The following is a 16459-nucleotide window of genomic DNA, read 5'->3' as shown; positions in this document are numbered from 1 at the left end:
AAAATGATTGTTCGTGATCAACCTAGTATTTTCAAAGTTTTATTCTCTTGGCGAGGGACGATTTTACCCAAAATTCTCCCCTCCTTAGGGTTTGTTATGTTGATCTCAGCAATCATTGGTGGCGTGGAATATATCAACCTTTATCGTTTTCCAGAAATTCCTTTGGTTGGCTTTACTCTGATTGGTGTCGTGCTTTCTATTTTCTTAGGATTTAAAAATACTGCATGTTATGACCGTTGGTGGGAAGCACGGAAATTATGGGGTGTTTTAATTGCAACTTCGCGCCATTTTGACCGTGACTGCCGAATTTTGACTCAGGCTCGCCGTGAACGTGTCATTCAACATGTGATTGTTTTTGCTAATGTGTTACGTGATCGTTTACGTCGTCAGACAGCAAACCCAACCGAGTTAATACAAACCAGTGGTATGAGCCAGCAAGCACTCACCCAACTCTATCAGCAAAATAATGCTCCTCAGTACACGCTGAGCCTTATTCACTGGGAATTATTACAAGCACTTAAAGAAGGTGAAATCTCTGACATCATCTATGCACAGATGAATAAAAATGTTTCAGATTTAAGTGTTGTGCAAACTGGCTGTGACCGAATCGCCAATACACCTATTCCATTTGCTTATTCAGTTTTGCTCAATCGCACTGTCTATTTTTTCTGTTTTATGTTGCCGTTTAGTCTTGGTTCATTGCTAGGTTTAGCAACACCTTTACTGGTTGGAATTTTGGCATATACATTCTTAGGACTTGATGCACTAAGCTCGGAAATTGAAGAGCCTTTTGGTACTCAAAGCAATGATTTACCCTTAGATGCCATGGTGCGTAGTATCGAAATTGAACTTTTAGGAACGCTAGGCAAACCGACACCGCCTCCAATTCAAGCTCAAGATAATAACTTGCTCTAAGCGCTATTAGAGAAAACGCTCCCAAACACCTTGCTGATTAGCCGTTGGTTTAGGTGTATTTCCCAATTTAATCCATGGCATATTTTCACCATGAAAATCACTGCCAATTGAGACGGCTAATTGATGTTGCTCAATCATCCGATCAACCATTTGGCGAGTAGATAATGTTTCTATAGGCGGGGGTAGCTCAATTGCATCTCCACCTGAAGTTGCGAACAATTCAATTAAATATCGAATGTTAGTTGCAGATAAATCATAACGAGTTGGATGTGCTAAAACTGCCAGCCCTTTACTTTCATGAATCATGTCAATTGTTTCTTTTAATCCTAACCCTTCAAACTTAACAAAGGCACGTCTTCCCTCTTTTAAGAAACGATCAAATGCCTGTTGAGGACGGGTTACTACATTCTTCTCGACCAATGTTTTAGCAATGTGAGTTCTTGTCACTCGATCAGCCTGATTTTCCACTTTGGCAAGAACATCTTCATAGATCTGAAAACCAATACATTTTTCTAATAAATCACAAATGACTTTAGCTCTTTGCGCTCGTACTCTTTTTTGTTGTTCTAATGCTTCTAAAATTGGTGCTTCATCTTGCATGTTTAAAGCAACAATATGTACACCATAACTCTTTTTGGTTGTTGGGCGTGACCACTGACTCGAAATTTCCGTACCAGAAATGATTTTTAAATCATGACCTTGCGCAGCAATTCTAGCTCGCTGCAATCCGTCCATTGTATCGTGATCAGTTAAAGCCAAAGTATGCAAATTCACATCAATAGCAGCTTGCACCAGTAATTCCGGAGACAAAGTTCCATCAGAAATATTGCTATGTGTATGTAAATCTATGCCTTGCATCTTTTATACTATGCCATTCACCAAACCTGATCAGATACTCTAACATGAAAGCACTTCTGGACTTTGTTCCATTAATTATTTTCTTCTATTTATATAAAACAGTTGATCCAGCTAACGCACAGCATCCTTTACTTAAACTGATCGGGTCTGCTGGCGGTGCAGATAATAATAATATTCTTGTAGCAACTACTGGTCTAATTATTTCAATGCTCGTGGTATATGGTGCCTTATTTGTTTTCCAAAAATTCCGTTTAGATAAACAACAATGGTTTGTATTGTTTATGACTGTGATTTTTGGTGGCATCACGCTCATGCTAAGTGATGATTTCTATATTCGTCTGAAAGCTGCAATTTTAAATTTGGTTTTTGCAGGCGCATTCTTGGTTTCACCTTGGTTTGGTAAAGATCGTAAGCCACTCATACGACGTTTATTTGATCCTATTTTAGAGTTAAGTGAAAAAGGTTGGAAAAATCTAAACTTCGCTTGGGCAGTCATGTTTGTAGTGATGTCTTGTTTACATGTGTTCTTCGCATTTTTATTTCACGGCGGAAAATATTGGGGCGAATTTACTGCATTTGGTGACATGATTGTGATGTTTTCATTTATCATTATTCAGTTCATTATTTTACGTAAGCATTTTAAGTCACCAGACGCTTAAAGTGGTTCCTGATTGATTATAGAGATACGATTACATGCCTTTTTTTGTTCTAAGCTGTACCGATAACGAAGGAACTTTAGAGAAACGCTTAGCAATACGCCCTCAGCATATCGAACGTCTACAAAAACTCGATGATGAAGGCCGCCTTGTTACAGCGGGTGCTATGCCAAAAGATCCTAATGATCCACAAGCAGGCTTCTATGGTAGCACCATGATTGTTGAATTCGACAGTCGCGAAGCATTAGATGAATGGTTAAAAGAAGAACCATTTCTCAAAGAAGGCATTTATGCCCATATTGATGTAAAACCGTTCAATAAAGCATTTCCAAAAGGGTAATCGCATGCAGCCTGCAATCAAAAGCTTTCTTGGCTTGTGTTTGATATGTTCAACTGCTGGAGCAGTTGAACCTGCTGCAACACCAGCAACACCTCCTCCAAGCGCGCCTTCAACTCAGGCAGCTAAACCCGCTCCTACAGCACCAACTGGTGTGAAAACAGCGACTACAGCTCAACCACTTACAGCTGAACAACTCGTAAAGAATAAACAACAGCAAGATGCGAAAATCAAAGCTTTAGTTCAAGATCAAGCATCTCGCTTAAAACAGTTAGAACATGCCAATCTTGAAGCACTTGCTCAGAACCAAGAGCTACAGTTAAAAAACGACAGCCTCTCTGTTCAGGTTCAAGTTTTACAAAGCGAACGTAGTGCACAAATGTTTTTATATGGCGCGGTTACCTTAGCGGGTGGCGTATTGCTAGGATTCTTTATTGCTAGTTATATCCATACAAAACGTCGACGCCAGTGGTAAATCGAAACAATCTATTAAACCAAATGAACGTATCAAACCGTATCCAAACAGCAGAACTGGACTGGGAATTAATCGATGGTATCGAGGTTCCCATTTCCAAACAATTTGGTGATGTCTATTTCTCTAAAGATAATGGCTTACTTGAAACACGACATGTTTTTCTAAATGGTAATGACTTATCAGAACGCTTAGCCAATCTAAAAGATTTTGAATATTTCAGTGTAGGAGAAACTGGTTTTGGTACAGGTTTAAACATTCTTGCACTCTGGCAACTTTGGCAACAAGTTCGTCCAGACAATCAAAGTCATTTACATGCCATCAGTGTTGAAAAATTTCCCTTAAGTAAAGCTGACCTTATTCGGGCTTTAAATGTCTGGGATGAGCTTAAACCACTTGCAGAGCAGTTAATTGAACAATATCCGCTCCCTATTGCTGGATGTCATCGCTTAACTTTTCCAAACGAGCGTTTTAGCATCGACCTATGGCTAGGAGATGCACAAGACATTTTCCCAAGCATAGCGAAAACTAAAGCAGTAAATGCTTGGTTTTTAGATGGCTTTGCGCCCTCTTGCAATCCAGAGCTGTGGGAACAAAATGTTTTAAACCATATTGTTCGTCTTTCAGAATATGGCAGCACATTTTCCTCTTTTAGTGTCGCGGGTGTTTTAAAACGTGGGCTAAAGGCGCACGGTATTACTATTTCTCGTCCACGTGGTTTTCGGCATAAACGGGAAATGCTCAAAGCAATCTGGAATCCACCTCAATCTGATGATGAATCCTCACAATTAGACCAAGTTCAGTCATTGGGTAAAGAACAGCAGCATATTGCGATAATTGGGGCCGGTGTAGCAGGTTTAACTACGGCGTGGGCATTTGCAGCACGCGGGCATCAAGTCACCTTATACGAGCAAACAGAAGCATTATCTGGTGCTTCTGGAAATCCTTTGGCATTGCTTAATCCTAAACTATGTCCGATTGAACAAAGCCATGAACATCTCATGACTTTAAGTTGGCAACATGCTTTAAATTTTTATAAAAATTTTCAAGCATTCCGTCCACTTCAAATACAACAAATCGCATTGAAAAATGCAGATGAACTTCTCGATCTTGTAAACCAATATCCAGCAGAAGTTGTTACCCATTCAACAAACTCACTTGAAACTGCATATTCTAGTGTTTCACTGATCGAAGCGGGTTCTGTTTCACCACATCAACTACGTGATGAAATTTTGAAACACCCTTTAATTGCTCTAAAAATTACCCATATCAAAGCACTGGTTCCTTTTGAAAATAAAGTTCAATTGCAGGCTGGTAATGAGGTTATTGCTGAAGCAGACCATGTTGTTGTGTGCTGTGCTCGGGAAAGTGCTGCTTTATTTGAAAGCTATCCACAGTTAAAACCAATACGCGGACAAGTGAGCTGGGTTAATAATTCTTTTGCTCCCCTGCCTTTAAATGAAGCTTATAGCTATGGTGGGTATTGTATGCAACTTGATGCTTCACAGATAATTTTAGGTGCATCTTTTTACCCAAATCGTGAAGATCAAGATGTGCTTCCCGAAGACCATGTGCATAACTTTGAATTAATCCACAGCGTATTCCCTGCATATGCAGAAAAGTTACCATCAACTTCGACGTGGCAAGGCCGTGCATCTATCCGTGCACAAAGCTTAGATTATTTTCCTCTGGTCGGAAAAATGCTTGAGAATAGTCGAATTGCTACTTTTGCGGGTCTTGGTTCTAAGGGCTTTCTATTTGCGCCACTATGCAGCGAGATCTTGGTTGCCCAGATATTAGGAGAGGCTTGCCCAGTACCGGACAGCTTATTACAGAAACTGAATCCGCAACGATTCCAAAAAAAAGTAAAACCTAAAAAGCCGTATTTCAAACCACAATAGTTCTCTTCAATAAAAAAGCACCCTAAGGTGCTTTTTTTTATGCGCCCTGCTCTAGAGGCAAGCCAGCATCACGAGCTGCACGTGTCCCCCCCATCAGCACGACATATTCACGCGAGGCATCCAATCCTTCTAGTTTCTCAGCTGCACGAGGAGCTTTGCTACCACCACCACATAAAATATAAATCGGCTGACCCGCAGAGACCTGGTTCAAAATATCAGCATTCAAATCATTAATCGGGCGATTCACCGCACCTTTAACATGCCCTTCTGCATAAGCATTAGTATCACGGACATCCCAGATAACAGCATTTTCTGGGAATTCAAATGTTGTAATTTCTTGTTTACGGATCATTGTGCACTCCTTTGATGTAAACAACACTTGGCAAATGAAGAAAACCCTCTTAGCATCTCAAATATTCTTTCACTTTGTAAAGGTCTAAACTATGCCTTCTTTCGATATTGTCTCTGAATTAGAGTTATTTGAGGTTAATCATGCTGTACAAAACACACAAAAAGAGATTGCAACACGCTTTGACTTCCGTGGTCATGATGTTTCAGTCGAAATAAACGAAAAAAATAAAGAAATTAAAATCAGTACAGAAAGTGATTTCCAGTGTGAACAAGTTTACAACATGTTAGAAAATCACTTTTATAAACGTAAAATTGATGTACAAGCACTTGATCCACAAAAAGCTGCTGCTTCAGGCAAAAATTTTGTACAAGTGATTAAACTTAAAGACGGTCTTGACTCAGATACTGCAAAAAAAATTAATAAAGCCATTAAAGAAAGTGGCGTTAAAGTGCAATCTTCTATCCAAGGCGACAAAATTCGTGTAACAGATAAAAAGCGTGACACTTTACAACAAGTCATGAATTTTTTACGTGAACAGCAATTTGGTGTGCCATTACAGTTTAATAACTTTAAAGATTAATCTCTTTTCGTGACATTCAAAGCTAAGGTAATTCCATGTCTCAATCCAATCGTCTATCAAAACTGGTAAAAGCGACTTCAAAATTCCCTAAAGGTATTCGGAGCACGCTTTGGAGCAAGGCGTTTGGTCGTATCGTGCCAATGGTGGGTACAGCAAATATCCGCTATCTGGAAGTAGACTCAAACCACGTTATTGTCCGTTTAGAAAACCAGAAAAACATGCAAAATCATATTAAAGGAGTCCATGCTGCAGCAATGGCTCTTTTAGCAGAAACTGCAACAGGTTTTCTAACTGGATTACATATTCCTGATAACCGCATTTTATTAATCAAATCATTGCATGTAGATTATTTAAAAGTGGTTGAAGGCGGTTTGACTGCTACAGCAACATTGTCTGCTGAACAGCAAAAGTTTATTGCAGCTAATGAGAAAGGTGAACTTGTGATTCCGGTTACAGTCATTGATGATGCGGGCAATGAACCAATCCAGTGCCAAATGCTGTGGGCATGGTTACCTAAACGTAAGAAATAATAACTAATCTAAAGTACTTTTAGATTTTTATTTGCCTCAAGATATAAAAATTATTTTTTGTATCTTGAGGTTAAAATGAAAAAAATACTGATTCTTTCCTCTTTATTTACCAGTTTAATATTTGCAACAATAACGACTCATGCGACTGAATCTCACCTTAAAGCCAGTAAATTAACTTCGACCAAATCAGAAGCGATAGATAAAGTAAGCGCTCAAAACAAAAGAATAGTCATCGACTTTTATGAAGGCGTCTTTTTAAAACATAAAGTCAAAGAATATGCAGACCGTTATATTGGTCAACAATACATTCAGCACAATCCTAATGTGCCAGATGGAAAAGCACCTTTCGTTAATTTCTTCACTGAAAAATTCCAAAAGAATCCACAAGCTAAAAATGAGATTAAACGTGCGATTGCTGAAGGTAATCTTGTCGTTTTACATGTCCATTCGACTGAAAATGAAAAAGATCGAGGAAGAGCGATTATTGATATATTTCGTGTCGAAAATGGAAAAATCGTAGAGCATTGGGATGTAATACAAAATATTCCTGAGCAAAGCAAAAATACCAATACGATGTTTTAATTCTAAGAATGATTTCTTTATCTAAATTAAAAATTAAAGCCTGAATACTGATATTCAGGCTTTCTACGTTTTATTGAGTATCTAAAAACTTTTGTCTTGCTTCTTCAGGTATTTGACGCTTATTACCTTTTACATCCACTGCTACAAAGGTAAAGACTCCTTCAGTAATACGTATTGGCTCACGAGAGTCATCATGACTATCCCAAACTTCAATTTGCATCTGAATAGAAGTATTTCCAACTTTTAAGATTTTGGTATAGCAGCTAATGACAAAGCCAACCTTTACCGGAACCAAAAAGGTCATTTGATTAATGGAAATCGTAGCACAACGGCCACGACTGAAACGTTCTGCGTGAATTGCTCCAGCCAAGTCCATTTGTGACACAATCCATCCACCAAACACATCACCACTCCAGTTTGTATCTGCTGGCATGGCAATCGTTTGTAAGGATAAAATTCCTTCTGGTTTGGTATAAGCTTCTGACACCTTAGCTCCCGAAATTCGTTTGAAGTTGTTGATCGAGCCACTGCTGCAATTCAGGCGCACGTAATGCACCGCTAATACGCGCGACCTCTGTCGTTTTATTCATTAAGACAAGTGTCGGAATACTTCTCACATGAAAAGCTTGGCTCAAGCGAGGAGATTCTTCGGTATCAATCTTGGCAAAAATAACGCCTGGATTCTGTTTTGCGACCTGCACAAAATGTGGAGCCATCATTTTACAGGGTCCGCACCATTCTGCCCATAAGTCTATGAGAATAGGTAAATCACTATTCGTGATGTAGTTACTAAAATTTTGCTCATTTAGTTCAATAGGCGCAAGCGGTAGTAATGGCTGATGACATTGCCCACAGCTTGGTTGCTCAGGAAGTTTTTCTTCCGGAACTCGGTTTTTAGCACCACACGATGCACATACAATAATCATTTACATCACTCCTATATGCTGATGTAAAAATTCTAATTGGGTTATCACTGCTTTTTCAAACCATGAACCGTGATAGATATCAAAATGTTTCATATCCCACTCATGATAACTCACAAAAGGTGCAATATTTGTCGCAGCTTCGCGACTGGACTCAATAGGAATAAGTGAATCTTTTTGGGCTGCAATAAATAAAACCGGAATATTAATCTGACGTACAACCTGAATTGGACGGTATCGCATCAAATTAAAAAAGACACGAGCTGGGACTTCCCCACTCCAATAATAGTCAGGATTTACAATCGATAGATAGCCATAATAACTATCTGCGGTAGGCATAAAACACAAATTATGTTGATCAACCACAGGCAACCTCTTTGGATTAAGTCCCATTTTTGATCCCATATAATCCTGACTCGATAACTTCAATGCTTGAGGATAACGTTGCAAAGGATAGAGCTTGGCAGTTTCAGCGCCATCTACATAAGGAATTTGTACTAAGATTGCCTGAATATTCTTTAATTCAGAAGCTAGGCTTAGCGCATATCCGCCACTTAAAGAAGTTCCCCACAGCACAATCCTTCGGTTATCTACAAACTTGCAGGTCGAAGCATATTGAATAACGGTCTTCCAATCTTCTAATTGGGAATTGATTGAGACCATTTCTCTAGGCTTACCAGTGCTCCCACCCCAATATCGATAATCAAACAAAATAACAGCATAACCTGCTTGAGCGAACCGCTGAGCATATTGGATTAGTTTAAATTGACGCAACGCAGCAAAACCATGGGCCATAATAATTACGGCAGATTTCTTATTTGTTTTAGGAATATAAAAATCAGCTGCGATCATTTCCTGATCACATGGAACATATAAAGGCTCAACCGTATAAGCGTGCATATGTGCTCCGTTGAAATAGAATATGAATAACCAATTTTAAAATAGCGCGATGATCGTTTTTAAAATTTATAACTTAGCTATAAGACATAACTTTCTCAGTCAGAACAACACAAGAGTGTCTTGTATCTCAGGTTAAGCTTAATGCTATGATACAGCATAAGAGGTTTTGTTAAATTTTGGAGTGACGAAATGTCAGATAATGTTGGTTTCGCAGGTCAAATTGGCCCAGAACATGTTGGCCAAGTTGTAGAAAAAGGATTTAAATCGATTATCAATAATCGACCAGATATGGAAGGCGGCCCAGAACAGCCTACAAGTGCTCAAATTGAAGAAGCAGCACGCCAAGTAGGTTTAGACTATGTTTATCAACCTGTTGTAGCTGGACAAATTACAGAACTCGATGTACGTACTTTTGCTAATCATTACAACGAGTTGCCAAAACCTGTACTTATGTTTTGCCGCACAGGAAACCGTTCAAATAATCTATATCAATTAGCAAAACAAATGGATTTATTAGACGACTAATTTTAAGAAATTAATATTCCATAAAACCCTATTTCTTCCTTAAAGTAGGGTTTTTTGATAACTTATTTTGCATATCTCTGCACGAATTCAACAGAACTAAAAATAATATTGATCTAAAGTATTTAAATCTTTTTGGAATCATTTATTAATTTTTATGAATAAATTTATATTCGCTCTTTTAAGCTGTTTAATTCTTACAGCATGCTCCTCAATGCAAGTAAAACCTACGGTTGGAGTAACTATGGGTACAAGAATTTAATTAGCTAATTGCTCATAAATATAATGAGCAACCTCATGAAATATATGTTATTTTATAAATCTAAAAAATTATTTTAAATAACTTATCATTTTAATTGGGGATAATGATGAAACTTACTCATGGGGTATGTGGGATTACTTTGGCTGCTTTTTTGACAGCTTGTGGTGGAGGTGGCGGTGATGGCTACTATAACCAAAATTCAGGTTCTGGCTCTACAACAACACCAACCACACCATCAACAGATCAAGAGTTGGCCACTTCTGTTTTAAATAGCGTAAAGCAAGAAGGAAAATATTTGTTTGGTGCCTATGATCTCAACGATGAAAAACTATCAAAAGGTTACATTGATCACGCACTAGATACCTTCGCTCAAGGACCACTCAAGTTAACCTTGGATATTCGCAAAGTAGATCTTACCAAGTACCCCGACCACTATCGTGATAAATGCTTTATTAAAAGTACTACAGATTACCGCGCCTGCTATGTATTCAAAGGTGAAGAAATTAAAAGTTTACTCACTGGATATAGTGACTGGGACTTTGATATTACAGCAGACGATTTAAAAAATATTAAACTGGCGAATGACAATACGTCTCCAAATTTAGAGGACTATCAATCAAATACCAGAATTTATATTTTTCAAAATGAAAATAATGATAAAAACTTCCAAGATGTAACAATTACCGGAGCCTTTGCGTATCCATTCCAACAGTCATGGGGACTTGAACAAACTAAGCAAAAAAGATTCGTATTAATTAATTCAACAACAAGTGATTATAAAATCACTACATCGACTATTGTTCAAGATCCAGATACAGCTCAACCGACTGAAAAAGAAGTTACTACTGGTGCAATGAGTGTATATAAAGATAATACATCAACTGATGGTGATCTCTACGTAGTTCAGAGTGGTTCTGGTTTCAACGTACTTATTAATGATAACCCAAATGTTCCTTTTGCAGAGCCAATTTCATTTATTGTGAACTCTACTCCAGGCAATACGAACAATGCGACATATCAAGTGAAACTCAGTGGTAATCAAGTATTGAGTCTACCAAGTATTACTGGTATTGAAGGAAGTCGCGTTGAGAATCAATCTCCAACAACGAATGCACAAAAATTTAATGGCAGTATTTATTTAGAAGGACCAAATATTTTCACTTTTAAACAGTCTCCGAATGGAACTACATTAAACTTTAAGCATGTCATTAATGGTATCAGCATTGAAGGTCAATCTATTAATCAAAATGGGACTGTTTCAACCACTTTAAAAACACCTTTTATGCAAAAATTTACATTTTAAAGCTAAATAATTAGAGCCAAACCCTCTGTTCAAGAGGGTTTTTCTATATATTCTAAATATCTATTAAAATAGCTTAATGACAATGTTCGATATTATTATCATTGGCGCAGGTACTGCTGGTATTAGCGCATATAAAGAAGCCATTAAACATACCAATAATATTTTAATTATAAATGATGGGCCATGGGATACTACTTGTGCTCGTGTAGGTTGTATGCCAAGTAAAGTCCTTATCTCTACAGCAAACCGTATGTTTGACATTCAAAATGCTCAAGAGGTTGCTTTGAATGTATCTGCAAAAATTAATACAGATCAAGTGATGCAGCACGTACAAACTTTACGTGATCGTTTTACACAAGCAACATTAAAAGATGTAGAACAATGGCCTGCAGAACATAAAATTTCTGGTAAAGCACATTTTATTGATTCACAAACTGTAGAAGTTAATGGGCAACAGTACCAATCAAAAAGTTTTATTCTCGCTGTCGGTTCAACTCCTAATTATGATCAAACCTGGAAAAAAGAACTTGGTAATCGGCTTATAACAACAAATCAAATATTTGAGTTAAAAACACTGCCTAAATCTATTGCTGTCATTGGAAGTGGTGTGATTGCTCTTGAGATTGCTCAAGCAATGCATCGTTTAGGTGTAGAAACTACTATCTTTGCTCGTAGTAAACGAATTGGAGTACTTACTAGTTCTAGGCTTCAACAACTTGCACAAAAAGAGCTAGGCAAAGAGTTAAAAATTCTATTCGAAACACTACCAAATGAAGTTAAATGCAGTGAAGAAAACGTTGTATTAACTTACCAACTTAATGAAATAGAGAAAACTCTCAAAGTTGAATATGTTTTAGCAGCAACAGGCCGTACAAGTTTAATTGATACTTTAAAACTAGAAAATATTGATAACTCTTTTAAAGATATTAAGTTATTACCTATAAATGCAAAAACCAAGCAGTTAGACACATATCCAATTTTTGTTGTTGGTGATGCTTATACCTCAACACCACTGCAACATGAGGCGGCACATGAAGGGAAAAAAGTTGTTTATAACTGTTTGAATTATCCACAGGTTAATTCAGTTAAGACGCTTACTCCATTAGGAATTGTATTCAGTCATCCTGAAATGGCGGTCGTCGGGCAAAGTTATAAACAACTAAAAGACAATGGTATAGACTTTATTACAGGTGAAGCCTCTTATGAACGGCAAGGAAGAGCTATAGTTCTTGGGAAAAACAGAGGTGCGATTGAGGTTTATATAGAAAAAGGAAGCCAAAAACTTCTTGGTGCTGAATTATTTACAGAAGCAACAGAACATATGGCTCATTTATTAAGCTGGATAATAGGTGAAGAATTGACTTTAAATGATATTCTGGAGAAGCCTTTCTATCACCCTACTCTAGAAGAAGGTCTTCGCACTGCTTTAAAACATGCTCGTAGACAGTTGAAATAATCAATTTAGAAGAGTTCCCTTAATAAAAATCTGGCTCTTCTATACATTAAATTGTTTTCATTAATTTAATTCCTGCATAAGTAAACACCCCGGTTTCTTTCGAGACCGGGGTGTTAGAATAATGAGCTGGCGATGACTTACTCTCACATGGGAAACCCCACACTACCATCAGCGCTAAGAGGTTTCACTTCTGAGTTCGGGAAGGGATCAGGTGGTTCACTCTTGCTATGGTCGCCAGCACAACTGGTATGGATACTTGCATTGGTCTTAATGTGCCGATGCGTTTTCCAAATCTTTACAGATGGGCTGATTGAATCTTACTTTATTTGTTCATTTTAGCTAAGCGTATAACTAAATCAAGTTGCTTTGCATATTAATGAATCGATTGATGCTTTATATACAACTGCTTGGGTGTTGTATAGTCAAGCCTCACGAGCAATTAGTATTGGTCAGCTTCACATATCACTATGCTTCCACATCCAACCTATCAACGTCCTAGTCTCGAACGGCTCTTTAGAGGACATAAAGTCCTAGGGAAATCTTATCTTGAGGTAGGCTTCCCGCTTAGATGCTTTCAGCGGTTATCCCTTCCGAACATAGCTACCCGGCGATGCGACTGGCGTCACAACCGGTACACCAGAGGTTCGTCCACTCTGGTCCTCTCGTACTAGGAGCAGATCCTCTCAAATTTCCAGCGCCCACGGTAGATAGGGACCGAACTGTCTCACGACGTTCTAAACCCAGCTCGCGTACCTCTTTAAATGGCGAACAGCCATACCCTTGGGACCTGCTTCAGCCCCAGGATGAGATGAGCCGACATCGAGGTGCCAAACACCGCCGTCGATATGAACTCTTGGGCGGTATCAGCCTGTTATCCCCAGAGTACCTTTTATCCGTTGAGCGATGGCCCTTCCATACAGAACCACCGGATCACTAAGACCTACTTTCGTACCTGCTCGACTTGTGGGTCTCGCAGTTAAGCGCGCTTTTGCCTTTATACTCTACGCGTGATTTCCGACCACGCTGAGCGCACCTTCGTACTCCTCCGTTACTCTTTAGGAGGAGACCGCCCCAGTCAAACTACCCACCAGACATGGTCCTCGCCCCGGATTACGGGGCAGAGTTAGAACCTCAACATTACCAGGGTGGTATTTCAAGGACGGCTCCATTGGAACTAGCGTTCCAACTTCAAAGCCTCCCACCTATCCTACACAAGTAAGGTCAAAGTTCAATGTCAAGCTGCAGTAAAGGTTCACGGGGTCTTTCCGTCTAGCCGCGGGTACACTGCATCTTCACAGCGATTTCGATTTCACTGAGCCTCTGCTGGAGACAGCGCCGCCATCATTATGCCATTCGTGCAGGTCGGAACTTACCCGACAAGGAATTTCGCTACCTTAGGACCGTTATAGTTACGGCCGCCGTTTACTGGGGCTTCGATCAAGAGCTTCGCTTACGCTAACCCCATCAATTAACCTTCCAGCACCGGGCAGGCATCACACCCTATACGTCCACTTTCGTGTTTGCAGAGTGCTATGTTTTTAATAAACAGTTGCAGCGGCCTGGTTTCTGTGGCTGCCAATAGCTCAGACCGCAAGGGTCATCACCGTCAGCAGCGTACCTTCTCCCGAAGTTACGGTACCATTTTGCCTAGTTCCTTCAGCAGAGTTCTCTCAAGCGCCTTGGTCTACTCGACCTGACCACCTGTGTCGGTTTCGGGTACGATTCCTGTGTAACTGAAGCTTAGAGACTTTTCCTGGAAGCATGGTATCAGCCACTTCGCTGTACAAGTACAGCTTGCTATCAGATCTCAGCATAGAGCACCCCGGATTTGCCTAAGATGCATGCCTACTTCCTTCCACCTGGACAACCAACGCCAGGCTGACTTAACCTTCTCCGTCCTCTCATCGCATTACACAGAAGTATTGGAATATTAACCAATTTCCCATCGACTACGCCTTTCGGCCTCGCCTTAGGGGTCGACTCACCCAGCCCCGATTAACGTTGGACTGGAACCCTTGGTCTTTCGGCGAACGGGTTTTTCACCCGTTTTGTCGTTACTCACGTCAGCATTCGCACTTCTGATACCTCCAGCATACTTCTCAATACACCTTCATCGGCTTACAGAACGCTCCCCTACCACTTGACTAAAAGTCAAATCCGCAGCTTCGGCACATAGTTTTAGCCCCGTTACATCTTCCGCGCAGGCCGACTCGACTAGTGAGCTATTACGCTTTCTTTAAAGGGTGGCTGCTTCTAAGCCAACCTCCTAGCTGTCTATGCCTTCCCACATCGTTTCCCACTTAACTATGATTTTGGGGCCTTAGCTGGCGGTCTGGATTGTTTTCCTCTTGACTACGGACGTTAGCACCCGCAGTCTGTCTCCCGGATAGTACTCATAGGTATTCGGAGTTTGCATCGGTTTGGTAAGTCGGGATGACCCCCTAGCCGAAACAGTGCTCTACCCCCTATGGTATTCGTCCGAGGCGCTACCTAAATAGCTTTCGGGGAGAACCAGCTATCACCAGGCTTGATTAGCCTTTCACCCCTATCCACAAGTCATCCCCTGGCTTTTCAACGACAGTGGGTTCGGTCCTCCAGTTAGTGTTACCCAACCTTCAACCTGCTCATGGATAGATCGCCTGGTTTCGGGTCTATACCCAGCAACTAAACGCCCTATTAAGACTCGATTTCTCTACGGCTCCCCTATACGGTTAACCTCGCTACTGAATATAAGTCGCTGACCCATTATACAAAAGGTACGCAGTCACCGAACAAGTCGGCTCCCACTGCTTGTATGCATGCGGTTTCAGGATCTATTTCACTCCCCTCACAGGGGTTCTTTTCGCCTTTCCCTCACGGTACTGGTTCACTATCGGTCAGTCAGGAGTATTTAGCCTTGGAGGATGGTCCCCCCATATTCAGACAAGGTTTCACGTGCCTCGCCCTACTCGTCATCATTATGTGTGCCCTTTCGTGTACGGGAATATCACCCTCTACGTTCGCACTTCCCAGAGCGTTCCACTAAAACACACATAACTTAATGGGCTGATCCCCGTTCGCTCGCCGCTACTAAGGGAATCTCAATTGATTTCTTTTCCTAAGGGTACTGAGATGTTTCACTTCCCCTCGTTCGCCTTGCAACACTATGTATTCATGTTGCAATACCTACCTTAAAGTAGGTGGGTTCCCCCATTCAGAAATCTCCGGATCAAAGGATATTTGCCGCCTCCCCGGAGCTTATCGCAGGCTATTACGTCTTTCATCGCCTCTGACTGCCAAGGCATCCACCACATGCACTTAATTACTTGACTATACAACCCCAAACAGTCGTCAACACTTACAAGTGAGTGTTGTCCGTGCGATTCTTCATCGCTACTATCTGTTGCCTGTGTATTTAAACACTGTACAGCTTCAATCTAAATTCATATACCAAAACGCTTGATTCAGTTAATTTGCTAGTTCTCAATTCATCTAGATTAATTGCTTAATCTAAACTCTTGAGTGAACAATTTATTTCAGACTCAATTTTGCCAATCTGTTAATGAATAAACACGCCTTCGTCAGGTCATGCTTAATACCGTGATACTTAAATCACAGAAGTTAATAAACTAAGATCTAAATCTCTATTTACTAATTTCTGTAATCCGAACTTCTCTTAAGTTCTGGTGGAGACTAGGAGAGTCGAACTCCTGACCTCCTGCGTGCAAAGCAGGCGCTCTACCAACTAAGCTAAGTCCCCAGCTTACATCATCAGTCATGTATCTTTTATCTATAACTTCAACCAGTCAAAGTCATGGTGGGTCTGACAAGACTTGAACTTGTGACCCCACGCTTATCAAGCGTGTGCTCTAACCAACTGAGCTACAGACCCTCAGATACATCTATGAAGAACAACTTGTTGTGGATTCTT

Annotated in this window: 17 protein-coding genes, 2 tRNA genes and 2 rRNA genes; 12 read left to right on the top strand and 9 right to left on the bottom strand. The window is 40.1% G+C overall.

The genetic code is table 11. The features are described from left to right. Nucleotides 1-3 precede the first annotated feature (3 nt). Entirely contained in the window at nt 4-915 is a 912-nt protein-coding gene (locus AOLE_RS02735; RefSeq protein ID WP_005309531.1) for a bestrophin family protein, read from the top strand. Between the two features lie 6 nt (nt 916-921). On the opposite strand, the gene AOLE_RS02730 is transcribed toward AOLE_RS02735, so the two are convergent. Further along, the gene (locus AOLE_RS02730) at nt 922-1773 is read right to left on the bottom strand and encodes a PHP domain-containing protein (protein ID WP_013196831.1); all 852 of its coding nucleotides are present in this window, start codon (nt 1771-1773) and stop codon (nt 922-924) included. A 44-nt stretch (nt 1774-1817) separates the two neighbouring features. On the opposite strand from AOLE_RS02730, the gene AOLE_RS02725 reads away from it, so the two are divergent. The 4 genes from AOLE_RS02725 to mnmC are packed head-to-tail and all read left to right on the top strand — an operon-like array spanning nt 1818 to nt 5139. Beyond that, nucleotides 1818-2432: a septation protein IspZ gene (locus AOLE_RS02725; RefSeq protein ID WP_005309525.1), complete on the top strand. Its 615-nt coding sequence runs from the start codon at nt 1818-1820 to the stop codon at nt 2430-2432. A 34-nt stretch (nt 2433-2466) separates the two neighbouring features. Next, complete coding sequence (locus tag AOLE_RS02720) at nt 2467-2769, top strand: YciI family protein (protein ID WP_004789071.1); 303 nt, start codon at nt 2467-2469, stop codon at nt 2767-2769. 4 nt (nt 2770-2773) lie between these two features. Further along, nucleotides 2774-3241 carry a hypothetical protein gene (locus AOLE_RS02715; protein ID WP_013196830.1) on the top strand — a complete coding sequence of 156 codons (468 nt, stop codon included), beginning with the start codon at nt 2774-2776 and terminating at the stop codon, nt 3239-3241. Between the two features lie 23 nt (nt 3242-3264). Beyond that, nucleotides 3265-5139 (top strand): FAD-dependent 5-carboxymethylaminomethyl-2-thiouridine(34) oxidoreductase MnmC, encoded by a 1875-nt coding sequence (gene mnmC / locus AOLE_RS02710; protein ID WP_013196829.1) that lies wholly within the window; start codon nt 3265-3267, stop codon nt 5137-5139. 37 nt (nt 5140-5176) lie between these two features. Here mnmC and AOLE_RS02705 read toward each other — a convergent pair whose 3' ends face one another. Beyond that, entirely contained in the window at nt 5177-5491 is a 315-nt protein-coding gene (locus AOLE_RS02705) for a rhodanese-like domain-containing protein (protein WP_002116171.1), read from the bottom strand. A gap of 91 nt (nt 5492-5582) precedes the next feature. On the opposite strand from AOLE_RS02705, the gene AOLE_RS02700 reads away from it, so the two are divergent. The 3 genes from AOLE_RS02700 (at nt 5583) to AOLE_RS02690 (ending at nt 7183) form a co-directional block, all read left to right on the top strand. Next, a complete protein-coding gene (locus AOLE_RS02700; RefSeq protein WP_004789065.1) occupies nt 5583-6071 on the top strand; it encodes a YajQ family cyclic di-GMP-binding protein in 489 nt (162 codons plus the stop codon). 35 nt (nt 6072-6106) lie between these two features. Then, nucleotides 6107-6601 carry a DUF4442 domain-containing protein gene (locus tag AOLE_RS02695; RefSeq protein ID WP_013196828.1) on the top strand — a complete coding sequence of 165 codons (495 nt, stop codon included), beginning with the start codon at nt 6107-6109 and terminating at the stop codon, nt 6599-6601. Between the two features lie 75 nt (nt 6602-6676). Beyond that, nucleotides 6677-7183: a nuclear transport factor 2 family protein gene (locus AOLE_RS02690; RefSeq protein ID WP_013196827.1), complete on the top strand. Its 507-nt coding sequence runs from the start codon at nt 6677-6679 to the stop codon at nt 7181-7183. A 70-nt stretch (nt 7184-7253) separates the two neighbouring features. Here AOLE_RS02690 and AOLE_RS02685 read toward each other — a convergent pair whose 3' ends face one another. From AOLE_RS02685 to AOLE_RS02675, 3 genes are read right to left on the bottom strand one after another with little or no spacing between them, the layout of a single operon-like run. Further along, nucleotides 7254-7670: an acyl-CoA thioesterase gene (locus AOLE_RS02685; RefSeq protein WP_004789061.1), complete on the bottom strand. Its 417-nt coding sequence runs from the start codon at nt 7668-7670 to the stop codon at nt 7254-7256. 1 nt (nt 7671) lies between these two features. Next, nucleotides 7672-8109 (bottom strand): thioredoxin TrxC, encoded by a 438-nt coding sequence (gene trxC / locus AOLE_RS02680; protein ID WP_013196826.1) that lies wholly within the window; start codon nt 8107-8109, stop codon nt 7672-7674. Beyond that, a complete protein-coding gene (locus AOLE_RS02675) occupies nt 8110-9030 on the bottom strand; it encodes an alpha/beta hydrolase (RefSeq protein WP_227501993.1) in 921 nt (306 codons plus the stop codon). A 165-nt stretch (nt 9031-9195) separates the two neighbouring features. On the opposite strand from AOLE_RS02675, the gene AOLE_RS02670 reads away from it, so the two are divergent. From AOLE_RS02670 to AOLE_RS02660, 4 genes are all read left to right on the top strand, one after another. Next, nucleotides 9196-9531, top strand: coding sequence for a TIGR01244 family sulfur transferase (locus tag AOLE_RS02670; RefSeq protein ID WP_002116083.1), 336 nt, complete (start codon nt 9196-9198; stop codon nt 9529-9531). A gap of 154 nt (nt 9532-9685) precedes the next feature. After that, the gene (locus AOLE_RS20855; RefSeq protein WP_371864353.1) at nt 9686-9790 is read left to right on the top strand and encodes a lipoprotein; all 105 of its coding nucleotides are present in this window, start codon (nt 9686-9688) and stop codon (nt 9788-9790) included. A gap of 106 nt (nt 9791-9896) precedes the next feature. Continuing rightward, a complete protein-coding gene (locus AOLE_RS02665; protein ID WP_013196824.1) occupies nt 9897-11093 on the top strand; it encodes a hypothetical protein in 1197 nt (398 codons plus the stop codon). An 82-nt stretch (nt 11094-11175) separates the two neighbouring features. Beyond that, nucleotides 11176-12549, top strand: a complete 1374-nt coding sequence (locus AOLE_RS02660) for a dihydrolipoyl dehydrogenase (protein WP_013196823.1) — start codon at nt 11176-11178, stop codon at nt 12547-12549. Between the two features lie 124 nt (nt 12550-12673). Here the strand turns inward: AOLE_RS02660 and rrf are convergent. The 4 genes from rrf to AOLE_RS02640 form a co-directional block, all read right to left on the bottom strand. Further along, nucleotides 12674-12788: ribosomal RNA gene (rrf, locus tag AOLE_RS02655) — 5S ribosomal RNA — on the bottom strand. A gap of 179 nt (nt 12789-12967) precedes the next feature. Then, nucleotides 12968-15860 (bottom strand): 23S ribosomal RNA (locus tag AOLE_RS02650). Between the two features lie 352 nt (nt 15861-16212). Next, nucleotides 16213-16288 (bottom strand) — tRNA-Ala (locus AOLE_RS02645). 55 nt (nt 16289-16343) lie between these two features. After that, nucleotides 16344-16420, bottom strand: a tRNA-Ile gene (locus AOLE_RS02640). Nucleotides 16421-16459 lie beyond the last annotated feature (39 nt).

This window comes from Acinetobacter oleivorans DR1 (assembly GCF_000196795.1).
In the GTDB taxonomy this organism is placed as follows: domain Bacteria; phylum Pseudomonadota; class Gammaproteobacteria; order Pseudomonadales; family Moraxellaceae; genus Acinetobacter; species Acinetobacter oleivorans.
Note: the sequence above shows the minus strand (reverse complement) of the source record. Positions and strands in the feature narration are given on the sequence as shown.